Here is a 20,628-nt window from a genome sequence, read left to right as displayed (position 1 = left end):
TGTATCATAATCAAAAAGTGTGGATCGTGCTTTTCGTTTATATATCCTTAATCGTGTTTAAAATGCTTTGCAATGTAATTTGTGCGTATAATAATTATATAAATGATAGTTTTCACGTTGTATACGGTATTGAATGATGTTTGTGAAAAAAATGGAAGCACCCAAAGATATGCAGATTGGTTCTATTTTTGAAACCAAAAAGCATGGTCCTGTGGTGGTGGTTGAATATTACAATACTCATACCGTCATTATAGCCTTTGAAAATACGGGCAATATTAGATCCACAACAGCAGCAAAACTTCGCAATGGGCAAATCATCGACCGCTCTGTGCCTGCACAATCCTCTATGGTTGGTAAGCAATATGAATCACAAAAGCATGGCCTATTAACGGTAAAGCAAGTTGATTCAGGTAATATTGTGGTGCTAGAAGATAATAATGGCACTGAAATTAGACTAATACTTGCTGCGGTTCAAAAGCTGCGAGAACGAGCAGCAGAAGACAGTAACACCAATGCAGAATTAGAACTCCCTACATCACTTAGTGCCTTAACAAAAAGAAATAAAAAAACTAAAGACGTAAACTCCCTTCTTAAGAAAATGCTTACCGACTATGGTAAGTAAATCCCTCCCCGTGTTTATGATTCCCCCCAATCTATAACGTTGATCAATGTCACGTTAAGTTATTCATTTCGAATGTCATACTAATTTAGCCTTAAATTGCGTGATCTGATTCACAAGGTCATTTTGACTTTGTGAGGGAGATCTATATTGATTCGAGACAATTTCGCTAACATCCTCCCATCAACACAATAAACCCTATAAGAGATAATAATTATGAAAAAGATTATGGTTGTATGCGGAAATGGTCTTGGTACTTCATTAATGATGGAGATGGCAGTAAAAGAAGTGGTTAATAAAATTGGCTTTTCAGCAGAAGTAGAACACGAAGATTTATCCTCAGCGACATCCACTAAAGCCGATATTTGGGTAGCAGCAACAGATATTGCAACTCAATTAAAAGAAATGGGTAAAGAGAACGTTGTAAGCCTTTCAAATATCTTTGATAAAGAATCAATTGAAGAGCAATTAAAAGCATTCATCTGAGGGGGAATATAATGGAAAACTTTTTTGAATTTATGCTGGGCTTATTAAAAGAGCCAGCAATCATGGTCGGTTTAATTGCTTTTATTGGTTTGGTTGCTCAGAAGGCTGATGTTTCAACAGTTCTTAAGGGTACAATAAAAACCGTAATGGGCTTCCTGATTTTAGGGTTTGGTGCCGGAGCATTAGTTGGCGCTTTAAATAACTTTTCAATCGTATTTACAGAAGCATTTGGTGTCAGTGGTGTCATTCCCAATAACGAAGCTATTGTTGCTATAGCACAAGAAGCTTTTGGGTATGAGATGGCATTGATCATGTTTTTCTCTTTCATCGTCAATATTCTCCTCGCTAGATTCACACCGTTAAAATATATTTTCTTAACGGGTCACCATACTATGTTTATGTCTATGCTAGTTGCGGTGATTTTATCTACCGCTGGTATCACTGGAACATTGTTGGTAGCCATAGGTTCAATTCTTGTTGGTTCACTGATGGTGATCATGCCGGCACTTGCTCAAAAATATACAGAAAAAGTAATGGGAACCGACCAACTAGCAATCGGGCACTTCTCTACTTTCTCTTACTTAATATCTGGCTTTATTGGTAGTAAATTTGGTGATACTTCTAGAACGACTGAGGACATGAATGTACCAAAGAGCTTGATGTTCTTACGTGACACTCCAGTTGCAGTAGCCGTAACAATGGCTATTTTCTTCTTGTTTGCCTCTCTTTTTGCCGGTGGGGATTTTGTTGAAACCGTATCTGGCGGTCAAAACTGGGTAGTATTTACTTTTATTCAATCACTTACTTTTGCTGGTGGTGTATACATTGTTCTGCAAGGCGTGAAGATGTTGATTGCGGAAATTGTTCCTGCATTTAAAGGGATCTCTGACAAGTTAGTTCCTGGTGCAAAACCTGCACTAGACTGCCCAATGGTATTCCCAATGGCACCTAATGCTGTATTAATTGGTTTTTTATCATCATTTGCAGCCGGCATTGTCGCTATGGGTATACAAGGCATGTTTGATTGGACAATTATTGTGGCAGGTGTGGTTCCTCACTTCTTTGTTGGTGGTGCTGCCGGAGTATATGGTAATGCAACAGGCGGTTTACGAGGTGCGATTTTAGGTTCCTTTACACAAGGATTATGTATTTCTTTCTTACCAATGCTTCTACTCCCTGTATTAGGAAACATCGGCCTAGAAGCCACTACTTTTGCAGATTTTGACTTTGGTGTTGTTGGTTTAATTCTTGGGTGGATTGTGTCATGAGCTTATTAAGTTTAATTGGCGATAATATCGTTATCTCAAATGAAGAAAATCTGAGTGTCAATGCTGCTCTTGATATCACTTGTCGCAAGCTTCTTGAGCAAGGAAGTATTGAAGCAACATACCTAGAGGCGATTAAGCAAAAGCATAAGGAAATTGGTGCTTATTATGTATTGGCCCCGAAAATTGCGATGCCACATGCTAGGCCAGAAGATGGTGTTAATAAAGCATCTCTTCAGGTAACCGTATTTAAAAATGGTGCTGATTTTGAATCCGAGGACAATGGAATGGTTTATTTTGCCGTGACACTTGCCGCAATGGATTCCGATAGCCACATACAAACGATAATGGCACTGTCAGAGCTGTTTCAAAATGATAATGACATTGACGCAATCATTTCAGCTAATACGGTAGAGGAAATTACAGAGATCTTGAAAAAATACTAATGCTAGGTTGAAAAGTCTTTCCATATATTAAGAATACTTTACTTCCTCAAAGAGCATAATTAAGCAGTAGTAGCAAAAACTCAAGCCTAGAGATGAATTTTTCACTCTAGGCTTGAGTTTATTCGGACTATTTACACTGTAAAATCAGCGCTTAGATTGACGTTGTTCTGCTTTCTTCTGAAGCTTTAATTGACGCTTTTGCTCCATCAGTTTTACCGCATCACCGCCAACATGCTCTTCACCGCGTTGCTTTGCTAATTGAACTTGTTTTTCACGCTCGCGGAAACGTTCAATTTGTTCATCAGAATGAGTACCAAAACATTTAGGGCAACTTACGCCTTGTTCAAACTTCTCACTTTGTTTATCTTCATCGGTGATCGGTAAACGACAAGCATTACAAAGCTCATATTCACTTTTTTCTAATTGATGGTTTACGGCTACTCGACCATCAAATACATAGCAATCCCCTTTCCATAAGCTGTCTTCTTCAGGGACTTCTTCCAAGTATTTCAGAATGCCGCCTTCAAGGTGATAAACCTCATCAAAGCCTTGCTCTTTTAAGTAAGCAGTCGACTTTTCACAACGAATCCCACCTGTACAAAACATCGCGACTTTCTTATGTTTTTCTGGATCGAGGTTTTCTTTTACATAATCTGGAAACTCTCGGAATGTCTCGGTATTAGGGTTAACCGCACGTTCAAAGGTGCCAAGTTCAATTTCATAGTCATTACGTGTATCCACCACAAACACTTCCGGATCTGCGATTAAATTATTCCAATCTTTCGGCTTAACGTAGGTTCCAACGACTTGTTTCGGATCGATCCCTTCAACCCCCATCGTGACGATTTCTTTCTTCAACTTCACTTTAGAGCGATTGAAAGGCATCTCTTGATGATAAGACTCTTTATAGTTAATGTCGGCTAAGCGATCATCTTGACCAAACCACGCCAGCAAAGCATCAATACCCTCACGTGAGGCCGCCACCGTGCCATTAATCCCTTCATGAGCCAATAATAACGTACCGCGAATAGCATACTTTTCCATCAACTCTAATAATGGTGATTGCAGCGATTGATGGTCCTTAAGCTCGACAAACTTATACAGAGCACAGACAACAAATTGACTCATGGAATTCCTTACATAACTAAACAGATACAATTTGGCATCATTGTACTTGAGAAAGATGGTGAAAAATACTGACAGTTTATAAGTCTATTAGGTAATTTTAACCACTTAAGTAAATTCGATGTCATGTGCTGTTATAGATTGGTTAATTTCATCAACTTAACATCGTAATAATTTATAAATAGGCTAGAGTGAATTGGTACACCACATTTAAGTAACAAATTTTTGAGATTTTTCCCTTACCATATCTCACACACTAAGGAGTGAATATGACTAAAACAAATTGGTTGAAACCATTCGCAGTAGCCGCTTTCTTTACACTTGCACTTGCCGCTTGTGACAACAATACGGCAGAAAAAGCTGAAGAAAAAGTGGATACTGCCGTCGAGCAAACTCAGCAAATGACTGACGATGCAGGACAAAAAATGGATGAAATGGCAACTGATGTACAAGAGTCAGCATCTGAAACTTCTGATCAAATGGGTGAGCAACTAGACCAAGCCAACGATGCAATGTCTGACCAAGCCGATGCAGCAGCTGATAAAGTTGATGAAATGACCAACGACATATCAGATCATGCCAATGATGTTCAAGACTCAATGGATGATATGGCAACAGATGCTGGTAACGCGATTGAAGATAAATGTGAAGACATCAAAGAAGGCATTAACGCTGAAGATACGGATTGTTAATCAGTCTCAAGTGAACGTATTCTCCCTATAAATCCCCTGGATCAAAAAAGCCACTGTATGCTGTATTTAGCATCAGTGGCTTTCTAGTATTTATACCCGTCGTACTTGAAGCTGCAGCTTTGTTGCCAGCGTTCATTCGCCCCCCTATCTTTTTTATAAAGAAAGGCATAGACAAGCGATGCTCATGGGGCCTCATTCACTTGTCACCTCACTGCAACTCCAATTACTTTGGGTATATAAATCAGAAACACGACAGCTATTGGAAAATTACCTCTTGCTCAGTTTCTACCAACATCAACCCCGCTCTTAAACCTGGTCTCACTTTAGGATTAGGAAACAGTACCCACTCTGTCGATTGTTGCACTCGGTAAATTGTATCACCATCAACGGCTAATACTTCTCCCTGTTCGAAAGCGGTAAAGTTTTTTACATCATCACTGAAGTTCATTACAAAGCTTTCAGATAACTTGGTTAGTTGCTGGGAAACTTGGTAAACCTTAATGTCGGATTGACTCGATTCTGTGCCTGTTAAGCCTTTAGAAATTAATTGCCTTAACCCTGAATCAATAGCGGTAAATTGCGATAAATCATTCTGACCAAATGGCTTCGCTTTTCCTAGCTCTAAAGTACAGCTATCTGCCCCACAATGTTCGCTTGAATAATAAGAGAATGTGGCGCTCGGCGCTTGGTTTAATACAATGGCTTCAACGCCCGAACACGACAACCAATCACACATTTTTTGACTATATTGGCTACTCTCTTTATATGGCAATAATGCAAAGCGAACATGGTGCGACTCTCGAATCGCAGTATGTAAATCAAAGTGAAGCTTGCGGCATTTAGCCGGCTCAAAAAACTGCACGGTTAACGCTTCAAGCCGCTCCGCTCTCAAGGTTTCAGCGCACGATGGGTAGTTTTGATGATGCTCGCTAAATAATCGATTCAAATCAATATCGTTGTAACGCTCCCCATTGCGCATTGCCTCTGGATTACCCAACATCAACATCAGTTTTACATTGAGTTTTAGCCTACCATTGAGCAAATCATTCACTAACTGATCGAGCAGTTCTATCGGTGCAGTTTCATTACCATGCACACCAGCAGACAACAAAACATGCTCTCGGTCGCTCACTTCACCCTCGTTTGGCTCAATCACCATGACGCCATGATCAAGCCAGTGCCAATTAATTTCCCCTATCGTTCCATTAGTAATAAGAGGCGCTTGTTGATTTAAAGTACTTGCCAGAAAGTTATCCATAACACTTACACCTTTTATTATTGTTGAAATGGATAAATGCTGCCAAGTGCGAGAATTTGCGTCAGCTCATCTAATGCCTGACGGTTTTCATTCAACAATTGTGGATCAGCCAAATCGGTTTCGAGTAGTCGGTCTCGATAAAAACGGTCTACCCAAGTATTTAGGAGACTAAACAGATCATCATTCATTAGCACTTGTGGCGTCACCGCTTGCAGCTCAGCTTCGGTTAACACTACCCTTTGTCGTAAACATGCCGGCCCACCACCGTTACGCATGCTTTCTCGTAAATCGAACACTTTCACTTCATCAATTGGCCCGTTCGAGTTAAGTAATTCCGTAAGGTAATTCCACACATTGGTGTTTTGGCGAGACTCTTCCGGCACTACCAGCATCATCTTGCCGTTGGGTTTCGTTAATAACTGACTATTAAAAAGATAGGTGCTGACAGCATCTTGTACCGACACTTGCTCTGTTGATACTTCAATGGAAATAAAATCGGTTTGTTGCAATGAGAGTTTTTGTTTAATTTCATCAAAAATCGCAATCTGATTTAAAAAAGCTTGCTCATGATGAAACAACACATTGCCGTTGCTGACCGCGATAACATCATTATGAAAAACGCCTTGGTCGATAACCTCTGGGTTTTGCTGCACAAATACGGTTTGTTGTTCAGATACCCCATGTAATCTTGCGACGGCTTGGCTGGCTTCTAAGGTTTGCCTTGCTGGGTAACGAGTCGGTTCAACTTGGCCACCGTAGGCTTGTCTGCCATAGACAAAGACTTCAACGCCTTTCGCACCGTATTCACTGCATAAGCGATTATGGTTAGCAGCGCCTTCATCACCCATTACCGATTGCTGCGGCAAAGCATCGTGGTGAGCAAAGTATTGTTCGTTGTTAAACATAGCTCGAAGCGTGGCACTAGTCGTATCCGCTTCAATCGCACGGTGGAATTTATTATTGAGATTAGCGACGGTAAAATGTGCTCGACCATCCAATGTATCTGCCGATGGCGACATAGTGGCGGCATTGGCTGTCCACATTGAAGAGGCTGAACTGACTGCCGACAACAATTTCGGTGCTTGTTTTGCAACACTGGCAAGCACTTGTTCGTCAGTTCCGCTAAAGCCAAGCTGTCTTAACGTCGGAATATGAGGACGCTCTTGCGGCGGTAACACGCCTTGCTTAAAGCCCATATCACTCAAGGCTTTCATTTTCAGCAAGCCTTGTTTGGCTGCCAGCTTAGGGTTAGATACGGCATTTTGATTGCTGGTTGACGCCACATTACCAAATGACAAACCTGCATAGTGGTGAGTCAGCCCCACTAAACCATCAAAATTGACTTCATACGCTTTCATATCGACTTCCTTACTTAAACGTTAAGCCGGGAGATAATTGCTCAGGTAACGCAATGCTGTCACTTTCAAGTGATGCCATTGGCCATGCACAATAATCCGCTGCGTAATAAGCACTAGGACGATGATTTCCCGATGCTCCCGTACCACCAAATGGCGCAGCACTTGAAGCGCCAGTTAACGGCTTGTTCCAGTTGACAATACCAGCACGCGATTCAATTAATAGTTGCTCATAATGATCTCGATTTGGCGAAATCAATCCCATCGATAAACCGTAGCGTGTGTTATTGGCAATGTGCAGCGCTTGGTCGAAATCTTGATAGCGAATGATGGTCAGCAACGGGCCGAAGTGTTCTTCATCGGCAATGCCCTCGACACCGGTAATTTCCATGATCCCCGGAGTCAAAAAGGCCGCTTGATCATCGACTTGCGTCATTTCTAATAACGAAGTAGCACCTTTCTTTAGTAGATCTTGTTGAGCCGCGAGTAATTGTTTTGTTGCATGTAGAGAAATCACACTACCCATAAATGGCGCAGGTTCAGCATTCCACTCACCAACGCCAATATCTTTACTCACTTCAACTAAGCGCTTAATAAAAGCATCCCCTTGCGCGCCTTCTTTCACTAGCAAGCGACGTGCACAGGTACAACGTTGACCTGCTGAAATAAAGGCCGATTGAATCGTTAAATGTACGGCTGCATCTATATCTTCAATGTCTTCAACAATCAGCGCATTATTACCGCCCATTTCGAGTGCCAAGACTTTCTCTGGCTGACCGGCCAATTGACGGTGTAAGTGATAACCGGTATTCGCACTACCTGTAAACAATAATCCATCAGTGCCGCTATGTGAGGCTAAGGCTTCACCAGTGGTTCTACCGCCTTGTACTAAGTTAATAACGCCATCAGGCAAGCCCGCTTTTACCCACAGTTTTAGGGTTTCTTCGGCTGTCCAAGGCGTCAATTCACTAGGCTTAAATACAATCGTGTTACCAGCTAACAACGCAGGAACAATGTGTCCATTCGGCAAATGCCCTGGGAAGTTATAAGGACCAAATACCGCTAGCACACCATGTGGACGATGACGTAGTACCGCTTGTCCATCTGGTATATCCGTCGATTTTTCACCGGTTCTTTCATGGTAAGCTTTCAGTGAAATGGCCACTTTGCCGACCATCGCACCAACTTCTGTTAAGGTTTCCCAATACGGCTTACCGGTTTCTTGTGAGATCACTTCAGCCAAATGCTGTTTGTTTTCAGCTAGTAATTGAGAAAAGGTTTCTAATAACTCAATACGTTTCTCAAGTGGCGTTCTCGCCCAACGAGGAAAAGCAGTTCGCGCGGCATTAATCGCCTTATCTACATCCTCGGCTGTCGCTTCTTGACCTTGCCAAATCACCGCATTATTTGCAGGATTGGTTTTATCAAATGATTGACCCGTTGCATTGCACCACTGGCCATTAATGAATAGATTTGGATGAGACATTACGAATTCTCCTTTGGAAATAAAGTGACAGCGCGGATCACATCGCCCGCTTTTACGCCTAATGCTTCGGCAGTATGGAAAGAAATATAAATAGATCGGTTTTCAAATGACACTTGGCCTATTACGGCTCGGTAATTTAAGAAATCTTGATTGGCAAGTAAGTAAACAGGGCTATCTAGCGATACCGTTGGAGATTGAATAGAAACAGACCACAGCTCACTGTCTCTGACCGCACGAATATCTTCAATTCTCGCCTCTAAGGTTGGGCCTGCATCGAAGATATCGACACAATCTTCATATTTCATCCCTTCACTATTTAATATAGCGGCTGCCGGTTCAGTTTGAGGGTGGACTTTGCCAATGACCTCTTTCGCTTCTTGAGTTAAGAACTCAACGTACATTGGGTGTTTCGGCATAAGTTCGGCAATAAAAGCTTTCTTACCCATGCCAGATAGATGATCAGCCTCAGCAAAATCCATACTGAAAAAATGTCGACCTAAGCTTTCCCAAAATGGTGAGCGGCCTTGCTCATCAGAATAACCACGCATTTCAGCGATTAATTTGTCAGAAAATCGGTCTTGGAAGTTCGCCATAAATAGAAAGCGAGCTTTAGATAATAGGTAGCCATTTTGACTGTGACGGTAGTCAGGATCTAAGAAAAGTGTACACAGTTCACTATAACCGGTGTGATCATTACTGAGGAAAAGCGTTGGCATGCTGCGATAAACACCCAACTTTTTGGAGGCATGTACTGTCGTGCCTACACGATAGTTATACCAAGGTTCATCTAGGCCAATGGCCACTTCAATGCCACTCACCCCCACGACCTTGTTCAATTCGGTATCTTCTAAAACAAACAGGTAGCCTTGTTCTTCAAGCTGAGCATGTTGATGCCAAGTATTAAGCATCCGTTCAATTCGTTGCGCAACTCGTTCTTCATTTTGTGGAAGTGACGTAAAACCGACTCCCGTTTTACTGGCAAGCTCTACAATTGCGGCTCGGTCTTCCAATCTGACCGGTCGAATTATCATCATATTAATATCCTTTTACTGCCCAAATTCTATTTTAAAATACAATGGTTCTATTTGTTGTAATTCCTACTTTTAATATCTCTATGCCAAAGCGATTAATTAGTCACAAATGTCGCATAAAGAATCAAATTGCAAAATATACTATCTACAAAATCCTTATTTGCAGAATTTTAAACATATTTATAACATCTTTTATAAACAGAAAAACCAGAAAAACATGATCGCAAACACAGATCAAAACTTTATATTTTTAAGTATTAAAGAAAGAAGGAATGACTACCAAAAGGAAAAGTAGATATTAATTTACAATAAATGAATAAGATTTCGTTTTATGAGATTTAAAGGCAAGATCAATAGAATAGCTTGCCTTTTATTGGGCATCAATCAGCAAAAAAACGAACAGAGAAAGCCTAACAAGCAAAGCAAGTAATACGATGTTATGCACCAAAGCGTGTCGCTTCGAAACGATTTAAAAACTTATGCAAGAAAAAGCACACCATTAACGTGATCACAATCGCCACACCAATACTACTCATTCTATATAAAGCGCTGAATATCAAATCACCATTAGGGCGTAAATACTGACCAAATAAGATCCCTAATGTGGTCATGGCGCCAAAACCAGCACCAGAACCACTCGCTTCTTTGACATGAGCCTGGCTGAAAATCATTAGGCCAATCCAAAGAAGTGGTACCACGAAGATCAACATGTTTGACCAATCATATAAAATCACTTGTACAACAATGCCAAAAGTCACACCAAGAATGGTACCTATAGCACGCTTGCGCGCATAACCTAACATTCCATCCCAATTCATAGGGAACAGTAGTAATAAGCTGGTCGCTTGAGCCGACATTGAATCTTGTAAATCAAGTACTTGAAAAACAATAAAAGACAAGGTAGCCATGATAGATCCTAATAAAGCTTCATGACGCATTCGATTGGCACTTTTTTCAACTACAGGCCTTGCGGATCGAGGTTCGATATCAGGCCATAAGTACATCATTAAATAAGCAATCATTAATGAGGTACAAGACGAAACAATATTATCTGAAATCAGCACCTCGATATTGGTACTCGGAAAACTAGCAAAGTGCAACATGATACTTAGGTTAATGACCCCAGTAGCACCAAATAAAAATAAGCTACCTTTGCTCATCGCCATAAAGCGGTAGAGAAACATCAAAAAAGCCATAAGTGCCATCATGACAGGATGATCTCCAAGCATGCCCGCGATCAATCCAACTTCAACCGCTGAAACACAAGCAGAAGCCAAAACCTGACGCACAACATGCATATTGACCTGTGGTATCAAACCTAATAATAAGATCGGTGTAACGGTATAAAATACACCGTTTTGCCAACCGAATATTTTACAGATCAAAAAACCTAATGTTGCTCCTGTGGCGATACGTAAACATTGCCTAACATCATTGGCGTTCAATGGGTGATGGCGAAGTAACAACATACTCAACCGCCCTTAATAAACGTAGTGCAATAAACTAATGAATTTAATTTGCGCCTTAGCTAATAAAGCAAAGACAGTATTATCAGGGATCAATTGAGCCGTGGAACGAGCCCCTGCAGCAGCAGGAAAGTCCAATGTATTTACTAATTTCAAATGTAGACGTAAGCGCTGCGCATCTCGTACCCAGCGATCTGAAGACGTTGGAGTGGCTAACTGCCCATTCGCATCAAACTGACCAGAACTTACTCCTGCATCAATACTTTCTACTATGGCATCAAATAACTGCCCTGGACGACCATCAAAAGCCACAATCGCATGATCGCCTTGATGTGTATAGGCAATATTCTTTTCACGGAAATCGGCAATGACATCCACTTTCTGTGATACCAAAGCTAATGCTGGGCTACCAGCACTTTTAAAACTGCCTTCCTGTAGATGTAAATTAGTGACTAAACCATCTTTCTCCGCGGTTACTCGAGTATAAGAAAGATTTAATTCCGCTTGCTTTAAGTGATTTTGAGCCTGACGAATACTTAAATTATCTTCACCACCAAGTCCGCGACTGACTTTGATTTTTTCAAGCTCAGCTCTTGCAGCAAGTAAATTAGCTCGTGCCGAACGAGCACTACTCACTGCCTGATCTCGTTCTTGTTGTGACACACTATGATTCTTCAATAAATTGACCATACGGTTCGCTTCTCGGTTTCTCTGCTCACTGATACTTTCTGCGGCATGAATATTCGCTTTCGCAGCCTCAAGTGCCGCATCTAATTCTTGGTTGTTTTGTCTCGCTTGCTCGAGTGATAAACGCGCTTCATCAACTGCCAGTTGAAAAGGCGAAGCATCGATTTCAAATAACACATCACCTTTTTTTACTGTCTGATTATTATGAACATTGACATGCTCAATACGTCCACTGACTTGCGGGGCAACTTTGACAATCGCTCTCGTCGCCATAGACTCAGTAGTCACTGGCATTTTCAAATCAGCAACTAAGAAATAAATGAAGATAAAGGCAAAGCCAAACATGGCGATACGTACAAGGCGTGCAAATTGTTGATCTGGGGACATAACTCTCTCTAATTTGTTAAATATTTTACTCTCGAACTTTTAGTTGCTCTAACGCATTATGGCTAATATGTTCAATCACAAATTCAAATTCTTGCAATTGCTTCTCTGACACCCCTGATAATATTTTTTTACGAACATCGTAAATTCTGGTCTCCATCTGCTTCAAGATCGTCTCTCCTTCCTTGGTCAAGCAGACTAAACGGGCTCGCTTATCATTTGGGCATGTCTTACGAACAACCAGTTGCTGCTGCTCTAATTGGTTAAGCGTTCGCATCAATGAGGCCAATTCTATTTCTAACCCTTCAGCTAAGCACTTTTGACTAATGCAATCACCGAGTTGACGCAACTTCCATAAAGCGCTCCACCTAGGATAAGTCAGTCCTAAAGGGCTTAATTCAGTATCAGCAACCATGCGCCATAACCGAGTTAAACGACCTAATCGCTCTGCAAGAGGTAAATTGTGAATATGTTGCGTATCAGAAGAATTCATAGCACCCATACCAAGTAAGATAAAATCAATTTAGTTAGCATGCTAACTATTAGAAAGTTGATATTATAAATAGTTAGCAAGCAAAGTAAATAGGCAGCACAAAAAAAACACACAAATCATTAACAATCATTTAAATTATAATGGCTTGATTTATTGACATATCTCACACCTTGTTACACTTTGTATTAAGTTGTTTTGATATTGTGAACTTTATTTGTACAGGGAGTTTCTATGAAATATTTCTCATTGCTACTTATATTGATTGGTCTATGCCTTGCGATTGGTGGTGTATGGCTAGTGTCATTAGGTGGCAGTTTCTATTATTTATTCGCAGGGTTCGCGTTACTTGTCTCTGGCGTATGTGTTTGGCAGCAAAAGCGCACAGCCTCACATTACACTTATGCAATTTTTCTAATATTAACGACCTTATGGGCACTATTAGAATCGGGAATAGATTGGTGGCCACTAGCAACCCGTATGGGTTTACCATTGTTACTGGCAATTCCATTATTAGTCACATTTAAAAAAGCAAACCGCCCTTCCACTCTTTCTCTTTTAGTTATTTGGTCTGTCAGTTGTGTGATTACCCTAGGCTCAATTTTTAATACCACGCACGATATTGAAGGCAATTTATCTACTGAGATTATAAATGCCAATCCAGACATGGGTGGGATCAACAATGGTGCATGGACAAGCTATGGTCGAAGTAATTATGGCCAGCGTTACTCTCCCTTAAAGCAAATCACTCCCGAAAATGTTGATCAACTTGAACCTGCATGGCAGATCCAAACTGGAGATGTAAAGGGGCCAAATGACATCGGTGAAACAACTTATCAAGCTACACCCCTTAAAGTCGGCAATACTCTTTACCTCTGCACACCACATAACTGGCTTGTTGCATTAGATGCAGATACAGGTAAGAAACAATGGATTTTTGATGCTAAAGTACCAGCTGAAAGTCAACGTCAGCATCAAACGTGTCGCGGTGTGTCTTATCTACCAGCGGAAAAAGCATCGGAAAGCATAACAGTGACCGCAAAAGAACCGAATATGAGTACTCAGGATCGACCAAGTACTCAATGTGATGCCCAGCTATTCTTACCCACGTCAGATGCACGATTGATTGCCATTGACCCTAAAACTGGCGCTCGTTGTAGTAACTTTGCGAAAGATGGCGTACTGGATCTCATGGCAAACATGCCATATAAACAAGATGGCTATTACTACTCGACCTCCCCTCCTATAGTGACTAACGGTGTGGTTGTGGTTGCAGGCGCAGTTAATGATAACTATGACATCAACTCACCATCTGGTGTGATCCGTGCATATGATGATAAAACCGGTAAGCTAATTTGGAATTGGGATTCCGCCAACCCGGATGACACAGCACCAATTGGTGAAGGTGAAACGTATTCAGTCAGCTCTCCAAATAGTTGGTCTGTTGCCAGTGCCGATGAAAAGCTTGGCTTAATTTATTTCCCAATGGGGAACCGTACTCCGGATCAACTCGGCATGTATCGTAATGAGAGTGAAGAAAAATACTCAAGCTCTGTGGTTGCGCTGGATGCCAAAACTGGACAAGCCAAATGGGTACAACAATTTGTTCACCATGACTTATGGGATATGGATACCCCTGCCCAACCAAGCCTAATCGACCTCAACACTAAAGATGGTGTACAGCCTGGTTTAGTGGTTCCAACCAAGCAAGGTGATGTGTATGTATTAAACCGAGCCACTGGTGAACCGATTCAACCAATCACTGAGAAACCTGCGCCACAAGGTGCAATGGAAGGTGATTTCACATCAAAGACTCAACCAGTTTCAGCGCTTAGTTTTAATCCATCCGAATTGACCGAATCAAACATGTGGGGTGCTACCTTAATCGACCAGATGATTTGTCGAATCCAATTCAAATCATTGCGTTATGAGGGTCGTTACACGCCACCATCAGAACAAGGTACCATTGTTTACCCGGGTAACTTTGGGGTATTCAACTGGGGCGGTATAGCCGTCGATCCTCAGCGTCAAGTAATGTTTGGTATGCCACTTAACCTCGCTTTCATTTCTACCGTGGTAAATAAAAAAGCGTCTGAGTTCTCAGAAGAAGGCAGTAATACAGGTGAACATGGCGTTAATGCTAACCATGGCGCGCCGTATGCCGTAGAATTAAAACCATTCTTATCACCACTAGGTGTGCCTTGTCAGCAGCCACCTTGGGGCTATGTGGCCGGTGCAAATTTGGTAACAGGAAAAACGGCATGGCAGCACAAAAATGGAACCATCTATGATATGACTCCGCTACCGCTTCCAATCAAAATGGGCGTACCGGGAATTGGTGGGCCAATCATTACTGGTGGTGGCGTCGCGTTCTTAGGCGCATCGGTTGATAATTACCTTCGTGCCTATGATCTCACATCTGGAGAAGAACTATGGAAAGGTCGACTGCCGGCAGGTGGACAAGCAACACCAATGACTTATCTAAATAGTAAAGGTGAGCAAATGGTAGTGATTGTTGCGGGTGGACACGGCTCAATAGGAACAAAATCAGGGGATTATGTGGTTGCTTATAAATTAGCAAATTAAGTTTAAGTGTAACTTCTAGTTAACTAACGATTAAGCAGCCTTCGGGTTTCTTAATGTTTTACCTCTACTTGCACCAACTACCATAAAAGTCGATAAAGCGGAGAAATTACGTCAAGTTATTGAAGACCTCACTATTAAAATTAACAATGAAACGAGTGTTTCCATCACCGTTTCGGTTGGCAGTTGTCATCAACGAGCAGATAAAAGTGATATTGACCAGCTCATGCATCAAGCTGATACCGCACTGTATCAAGCAAAAATTGCAGGTAGAAATCGAGTTGCTTTGCACCAATAAAACAAAAAATCGTTGTACCCATTCAGGTGTCAACAACCTTAATGGGTACAACGGCATTAAGGTATATCAATCGCTCAAAATTTATTTAAAAAATAACGATCCACATAAACAAACTTCACACTATCTAACTGAGAAAGAGTCAGAGTTTCATGCTGTTTACGTTCCGCTTCCGTTAACGTTTCAAATGCTCGGTCATAGTTATCTTTTGCTTTATCATACGTCGAACCCATACGATCTTGCCCTGCAAAGGTTATATATAAGCTGAGATACTCTAAGCCTAACCTTTCATCAACAAACTCATCATAACCTTCAGCAGAATGTCCTAATAAAATATTTCCCATCGATGCTAGAGACAATAAATCACCTTGCTGTAATAATGTCACTCGCCATTGATATGCCGTTTTATAATCATCATCTAGCTCATAATTTTTGATCAACTGTCTATAAGCAGGAATGTAGCCTTTATTCGCCGCTTTGATTAACCACTCGTTCATCTCTTCAAAACGATTCGATTGAAAGAAATAAAAGCCCTCACCTTTTTGCAAATTAAGCGCTTGTTCATACATAGCTAATGGTTGCTCAGCCTTTAAAGCTTGTTCAAAATATTCTTCGGCTTTTTCTTCATCACCATGGTCTTGGTTATAAAATTGATAAAGATAAAAATTAGCATCACTCGGTTCAGTTTTTGCCAACTCTAATAACGATTCTAGATAACGTTGTTTCCATTCAGTCTGTTCAGCACGGCTCAATAACTCGGGTTGGTTATAAAGCTCAAACATTGCTGATCGATAACCACTTTTAGCCGCTTCTAGTAAATATTGAACCGCCACAGGTTGATAGCGTGATGATGGGTGATAGGTTAATAAACTAATGGCATACAAATACTGGGCATTCACATTTCCCTCTTCTGCTGCATATTGTAGATAGCCTCTTGCTTCTTTATCTTTAAACTGAGCTCTCAGCAACTCACCTTTTTCAAAAGCCGCCTTTGGTGTCAATTGATCAATATCGAATGGCTGCTGAGCGACAGCGCCAAAAGAGCACACGATTGAAAGTAGAATGCTGGCACCTAATCTAACCGATATTAACACTTGAACCTCCAATAATAACGCCACCACAATCGACAGCATCCCCGACTCTCGCGGCAGGTTTGCCATCAATCATCACAGTAGAAGAACCGCCTTTTATCGCCCTAGGATGTGGTGGATTTTTAGGTTTATCGTGTGGCGCAAGTGGATCACCTTGTCTCGCCACCGCTTTACCATCAATTTTGACTGTTGGTGACCCTGCAATAATGGGTGTCGCAGGAAAACCATCATGATCAGAGCCTAAATCTCCGATTAACGCTGCATTTGGCATATTATTTCCTTTTAATTAAATAGCTGATTTATTACACATCTCAGCGAGGTATTACCTCAATGGCTGAGTTCCTTCCTGATTGAAAATCAAATACTTAGATTCATTACACATAAATTTAATTTGTCATTAAAAGTCTCTTTATCAATATTCTTTTTTTGCCCGTTATGAAATGAAGTAGCTAATCCAGACTTATGCTCAAGCTTATATATTGATGTATCCTTTTCTCTATATAAGTAAGTCACTGTAGACTCACTATCATTACTAGTTGCAGAGCAAATATATTTCTCATTCTCTTTCACTCTCAGGCCTGATGATTCAAAAAAAGAAGCCATTAACTTTTTATTCATAACCCTAAGACACCTTTAGTGTAATTTAATTAACTAGTTAAATATTCCTAGCAACTAGTATGCCTACTTTTTATACGAATCACACACATCAGTCTTTGATGAAATAGCAACATATTCTTGACCATACTTTCTTATAATCATTGGCCCTTGAGTATCATAGGTTCCATCTTTTGATACATCTAAAAAACAAATATGAATATCTAATTTATTTTCTCTCATTACCTTTATAGAATAAATCCAATACTCATCTTCAATTCTTATCTCATTATTTTTTATAATTGGACTAGGTAGCTGAGAAACTTCAGGTAAAAATCTTTCATTATCAGTTTGCATTGGACGTAATGAGCTATTAAAACTAGTAATATCAAGGTGTTTATAGATATCATTTAGGTCTGCCGCACTTGCAGAAACTGACATAAACAGTAAATATACAAAAACCCAAGATTTCATAATCCCCCTTAATTAATAACACTTCTTTCTTCTCGATGAATAGTTACCTTTAAAACCCATCAAGTTCTAAGCCTAAAAAACCAGAATCATCTCGCTCAATCAACTTTATTGCTTGTTTAAAGTTTTCATTAAACACTTCATCGCAATATTCCGACTCGTCAGATGGACGAATTACTCCATACTGATAGCTTTCACTCAGTAATGAATCAAAACTGACATCATCTTCAAACATGAACATTAACTTAATACTCAACCTCTTGTTTTTCAATAGTTAAACTTTGGACTGAATCTCCCAAGCCAAACTTTGAACCTGGCATTATCACTATTTCAGGAAATTCTTCTAAAGAATGATATGAATAAGAAAAGTCACCATTAATTGTACCATTATCAATTTTAACAGACGCATTATCTATAAAGGAAAGGTCATTTGTGCAAATGTTATCGCAAGGATTGTTTATCTTTTTAATTACCCATTGTTCATTTTCTGGGACAATATAAGTTTTATGTTCTTTTATAATTAACACTTCACTTTTTGAAAATGATGAAAACATCAATAAAAACAAAAGTAAAAACTTTTTACCTAGCATATTAACAAACCTATCCACATCTATATTTTATTTGAATACAAAAATCACCCACAACAATTGACTAAAAATGGAAGTCCGATTCAATTTGAAATAACAGTGCTCTTCTTAATCCATCCTATATGACCATCATATTCAACCTTATACCACGTTTTACTTTCATTTAAAGTGTCAATGTAAACAACATCACCATCAGACAAGCGAATTGAATGCGCTTTAGATTCTGATGGTTCAGAGTATAAAAACACTTCATCTTTAACAATAACCCCTATAGTCCTCACCTTCTTTTTAATTAAAATCGATTTAATAGGTGCGTAATATTTATCATCAATAACATTAGGTCGAGTTAACAATTTCCAACAAATATTCCCATCAATCAAAGTCAAAAAAGCCCTACCAGGCATATTTAAACTTGAACTATCAAATGATGATGAAAATTCAATCTCATATTTATGATCACTTAAATAGAAACCATTAAAACTATTATCACAATCAATCCAACGCCCTCCACGAGAAACGATACATAAATCACCTTCCATTGAACCATCTGAAACTTTTTTTATAAATAGAGTCAATGTTGTGTGATTTAAATTGCTTTCAGTTCCTATCGATTTTGATTCCCACTCCCATGTACCTAACCAATTAGCTTGGGAAGCACTCACTGAAAAAGGCAACAACAAAAACATTAATATAACTATATTTTTCATATAACAGCCTCCAAGCAGTCATTAACACGATTTAACCACCCTTTTAAAAAAACAGAGTTAGATGGTTTATTTAACACTAATTTCCGATAATAATCCTTTCTTATCTCAGCTAAATTTTTAAGCAACGTAATTTGATCTGATATTGAATTTATAGTATTTATTGTATCCACACCAATAACGCCATCTATAGATATATTTTTATTGTATTTATCTTTTAAAAGTTTTTGTACTTGTTTTCCTGCTCCCCCAGATGTAATTGTCCAATCATAAATCATCAATCCAACCATATCATCAAGAACAGAGCAAAAACCTTTAGGTTGCCAATAACGTTTTCTGTAAATAATTTCAGCTTCTTCTTCTGTTAATTTTTTTAAATTATCTAATGTTGGCTCAATCCCTAAATCACTTTTCGCATACTTTAGCCATGTGTTCCATGCAATACCTTTATTTGTTGCACCACCTTCATCGTTAGGGTTATTAACATATCCACCTTCATGTCTAAATATAATCTTTGATATTCTATTAAACTTTTCAGTGCAAATATCAACTTTATAACTCCACTCACCAACAACAGCCTCATCTAGCCCCAAAATTGTTCCTTTACCTACGATACCGTCGACTTGGCCTACTTGATAAGAAATATGTGTTTCGTGAGTTGCTTGATAATTTTGTTGAAAAGCTTTCACTTGGCGTTCTGTTGTACTACCAAAATCTCCATCGGCTCCGTATTTCCCTAAATCAAAGCCCAGCTTCATTAACGCTTGTTGAATCAATTTAATTTCTGCGCCTTTATCGCCTTTTCGATAAGCGGTAAAAGAACCTTCAGCTAATTGATTTAACGTCGCTGAAGGTTTCAGCAAGTCTGATTGTAAAATATTTTCTGCTTGTTCTTGGTTGTCAGCTTTCGCACTATCCGTCTCATTACTCAACACAGCAGAAGTACTAGAATTTGTCGCCAACGGACACGGCTTCACCGTACTCACACCTGCGGTTTCAGCAGCTATAAAAGATCTTGCTGCAATTGGTCGTGGTGGCTGCGGAGGAGCAACCGGTTCAATACCTTTAGGAAGCATGGTTGATTGAGCGCTGTATTTCGAAGCGGAGCCTGCACTACCTCCAGAATTGATATTCACGCTTGCGCCAACTAAATGAACCCCTGCGGCATCCACTTTTACAAAGCTACCACCGACTTTTAAAGTCACCTCTGATCCAGCCTCAACAACTAGCTTACCACCGCTGGTTAAGCTCACTTCTTTTCCCGCTTCCATAACATGAATTGAGCCGACTTTTTGTTGTATTGAACCTACAACCTCTCGAGACAAATCACCTTTTACATAAGTTGTGCTTTCACCCTCTACCGTTAGGTTGTGATTGTTTTTGATCTGAGTAAATTGGTCGTTCTCAACCGTTAAATGCTGGTCGTGGTTGACGTCAGTAATGTGGTCATTGAGTGTTTCAGACCTAAAGTCTTTTTGCGCGTGCAGGTAAATCTCTTCTGAGTCCGACTGGT

At 40.0% G+C, this 20,628-nt stretch carries 23 protein-coding genes; 7 read left to right on the top strand and 16 right to left on the bottom strand.

Annotated features, from left to right (window positions below; all coding sequences use genetic code 11):
* Nucleotides 1-136: 136 nt before the first annotated feature.
* The 4 genes from ACE3G9_RS08790 (at nt 137) to ACE3G9_RS08775 (ending at nt 2,816) form a co-directional block, all read left to right on the top strand.
* A complete protein-coding gene (locus tag ACE3G9_RS08790) occupies nt 137-622 on the top strand; it encodes a hypothetical protein (protein WP_417879951.1) in 486 nt (161 codons plus the stop codon).
* Nucleotides 623-835: 213 nt separating this feature from the next.
* A complete protein-coding gene (locus ACE3G9_RS08785) occupies nt 836-1,105 on the top strand; it encodes a PTS sugar transporter subunit IIB (protein WP_237293988.1) in 270 nt (89 codons plus the stop codon).
* An 11-nt stretch (nt 1,106-1,116) separates the two neighbouring features.
* Entirely contained in the window at nt 1,117-2,373 is a 1,257-nt protein-coding gene (locus ACE3G9_RS08780) for a PTS ascorbate transporter subunit IIC (RefSeq protein WP_417879859.1), read from the top strand.
* The gene (locus tag ACE3G9_RS08775; protein WP_417879858.1) at nt 2,370-2,816 is read left to right on the top strand and encodes a PTS sugar transporter subunit IIA; all 447 of its coding nucleotides are present in this window, start codon (nt 2,370-2,372) and stop codon (nt 2,814-2,816) included. Before ACE3G9_RS08780 ends, ACE3G9_RS08775 begins: the two co-directional genes overlap by 4 nt.
* Nucleotides 2,817-2,960: 144 nt before the next feature.
* Here the strand turns inward: ACE3G9_RS08775 and trhO are convergent, their stop codons facing one another.
* Complete coding sequence (gene trhO / locus ACE3G9_RS08770) at nt 2,961-3,944, bottom strand: oxygen-dependent tRNA uridine(34) hydroxylase TrhO (RefSeq protein WP_417879857.1); 984 nt, start codon at nt 3,942-3,944, stop codon at nt 2,961-2,963.
* 266 nt (nt 3,945-4,210) lie between these two features.
* Between trhO and ACE3G9_RS08765 the strand changes: the two genes are divergently transcribed.
* Complete coding sequence (locus ACE3G9_RS08765) at nt 4,211-4,633, top strand: hypothetical protein (protein WP_449218938.1); 423 nt, start codon at nt 4,211-4,213, stop codon at nt 4,631-4,633.
* Between the two features lie 256 nt (nt 4,634-4,889).
* On the opposite strand, the gene astE is transcribed toward ACE3G9_RS08765, so the two are convergent.
* The 7 genes from astE to slyA all read right to left on the bottom strand — a co-directional run bounded on the left by astE (nt 4,890) and on the right by slyA (nt 12,793).
* On the bottom strand, nt 4,890-5,891 hold the full coding sequence (gene astE / locus ACE3G9_RS08760) for a succinylglutamate desuccinylase (protein WP_449218937.1): 1,002 nt from the start codon (nt 5,889-5,891) through the stop codon (nt 4,890-4,892).
* Between the two features lie 17 nt (nt 5,892-5,908).
* Nucleotides 5,909-7,249, bottom strand: a complete 1,341-nt coding sequence (astB, locus tag ACE3G9_RS08755) for an N-succinylarginine dihydrolase (RefSeq protein WP_449218936.1) — start codon at nt 7,247-7,249, stop codon at nt 5,909-5,911.
* Between the two features lie 10 nt (nt 7,250-7,259).
* Nucleotides 7,260-8,732, bottom strand: coding sequence for a succinylglutamate-semialdehyde dehydrogenase (gene astD, locus ACE3G9_RS08750; RefSeq protein ID WP_417879853.1), 1,473 nt, complete (start codon nt 8,730-8,732; stop codon nt 7,260-7,262).
* On the bottom strand, nt 8,732-9,766 hold the full coding sequence (gene astA, locus ACE3G9_RS08745) for an arginine N-succinyltransferase (RefSeq protein ID WP_449218935.1): 1,035 nt from the start codon (nt 9,764-9,766) through the stop codon (nt 8,732-8,734). The genes astD and astA overlap by 1 nt, the downstream gene beginning before the upstream one ends.
* Before the next feature lie 434 nt (nt 9,767-10,200).
* Nucleotides 10,201-11,229 carry a DUF2955 domain-containing protein gene (locus ACE3G9_RS08740; RefSeq protein ID WP_417879950.1) on the bottom strand — a complete coding sequence of 343 codons (1,029 nt, stop codon included), beginning with the start codon at nt 11,227-11,229 and terminating at the stop codon, nt 10,201-10,203.
* A 15-nt stretch (nt 11,230-11,244) separates the two neighbouring features.
* Nucleotides 11,245-12,303 carry an HlyD family secretion protein gene (locus ACE3G9_RS08735; RefSeq protein ID WP_449218934.1) on the bottom strand — a complete coding sequence of 353 codons (1,059 nt, stop codon included), beginning with the start codon at nt 12,301-12,303 and terminating at the stop codon, nt 11,245-11,247.
* 25 nt (nt 12,304-12,328) lie between these two features.
* Complete coding sequence (slyA, locus tag ACE3G9_RS08730) at nt 12,329-12,793, bottom strand: transcriptional regulator SlyA (RefSeq protein ID WP_449218933.1); 465 nt, start codon at nt 12,791-12,793, stop codon at nt 12,329-12,331.
* A gap of 231 nt (nt 12,794-13,024) precedes the next feature.
* On the opposite strand from slyA, the gene ACE3G9_RS08725 reads away from it, so the two are divergent.
* Together ACE3G9_RS08725 and ACE3G9_RS08720 are read left to right on the top strand one after the other, a co-directional pair.
* On the top strand, nt 13,025-15,376 hold the full coding sequence (locus ACE3G9_RS08725; protein WP_449218932.1) for a membrane-bound PQQ-dependent dehydrogenase, glucose/quinate/shikimate family: 2,352 nt from the start codon (nt 13,025-13,027) through the stop codon (nt 15,374-15,376).
* A gap of 82 nt (nt 15,377-15,458) precedes the next feature.
* Nucleotides 15,459-15,671 (top strand): GGDEF domain-containing protein, encoded by a 213-nt coding sequence (locus tag ACE3G9_RS08720; protein WP_449218995.1) that lies wholly within the window; start codon nt 15,459-15,461, stop codon nt 15,669-15,671.
* Between the two features lie 74 nt (nt 15,672-15,745).
* Here ACE3G9_RS08720 and ACE3G9_RS08715 read toward each other — a convergent pair whose 3' ends face one another.
* The 8 genes from ACE3G9_RS08715 to ACE3G9_RS08680 all read right to left on the bottom strand — a co-directional run.
* Nucleotides 15,746-16,762, bottom strand: coding sequence for a hypothetical protein (locus tag ACE3G9_RS08715; protein ID WP_449218931.1), 1,017 nt, complete (start codon nt 16,760-16,762; stop codon nt 15,746-15,748).
* The gene (locus tag ACE3G9_RS08710) at nt 16,746-17,030 is read right to left on the bottom strand and encodes a type VI secretion system PAAR protein (RefSeq protein ID WP_449218930.1); all 285 of its coding nucleotides are present in this window, start codon (nt 17,028-17,030) and stop codon (nt 16,746-16,748) included. Before ACE3G9_RS08710 ends, ACE3G9_RS08715 begins: the two co-directional genes overlap by 17 nt.
* Nucleotides 17,031-17,116: 86 nt before the next feature.
* Nucleotides 17,117-17,377, bottom strand: a complete 261-nt coding sequence (locus ACE3G9_RS08705; RefSeq protein WP_449218929.1) for a hypothetical protein — start codon at nt 17,375-17,377, stop codon at nt 17,117-17,119.
* 63 nt (nt 17,378-17,440) lie between these two features.
* Nucleotides 17,441-17,827 (bottom strand): hypothetical protein, encoded by a 387-nt coding sequence (locus tag ACE3G9_RS08700; protein ID WP_449218928.1) that lies wholly within the window; start codon nt 17,825-17,827, stop codon nt 17,441-17,443.
* 49 nt (nt 17,828-17,876) lie between these two features.
* Entirely contained in the window at nt 17,877-18,059 is a 183-nt protein-coding gene (locus ACE3G9_RS08695; RefSeq protein ID WP_449218927.1) for a hypothetical protein, read from the bottom strand.
* 10 nt (nt 18,060-18,069) lie between these two features.
* Nucleotides 18,070-18,414, bottom strand: a complete 345-nt coding sequence (locus ACE3G9_RS08690; RefSeq protein ID WP_449218926.1) for a hypothetical protein — start codon at nt 18,412-18,414, stop codon at nt 18,070-18,072.
* An 80-nt stretch (nt 18,415-18,494) separates the two neighbouring features.
* A complete protein-coding gene (locus ACE3G9_RS08685; RefSeq protein ID WP_449218925.1) occupies nt 18,495-19,118 on the bottom strand; it encodes an SH3 domain-containing protein in 624 nt (207 codons plus the stop codon).
* Nucleotides 19,115-20,628: glycosyl hydrolase 108 family protein (locus ACE3G9_RS08680; protein ID WP_449218924.1), on the bottom strand; the 1,514-nt coding region annotated here is incomplete at its 5' end. The genes ACE3G9_RS08685 and ACE3G9_RS08680, both read right to left, overlap by 4 nt.

This window comes from Vibrio sp. E150_018 (genome assembly GCF_053544035.1).
This window is presented reverse-complemented; position numbering and strand designations above follow the sequence as displayed.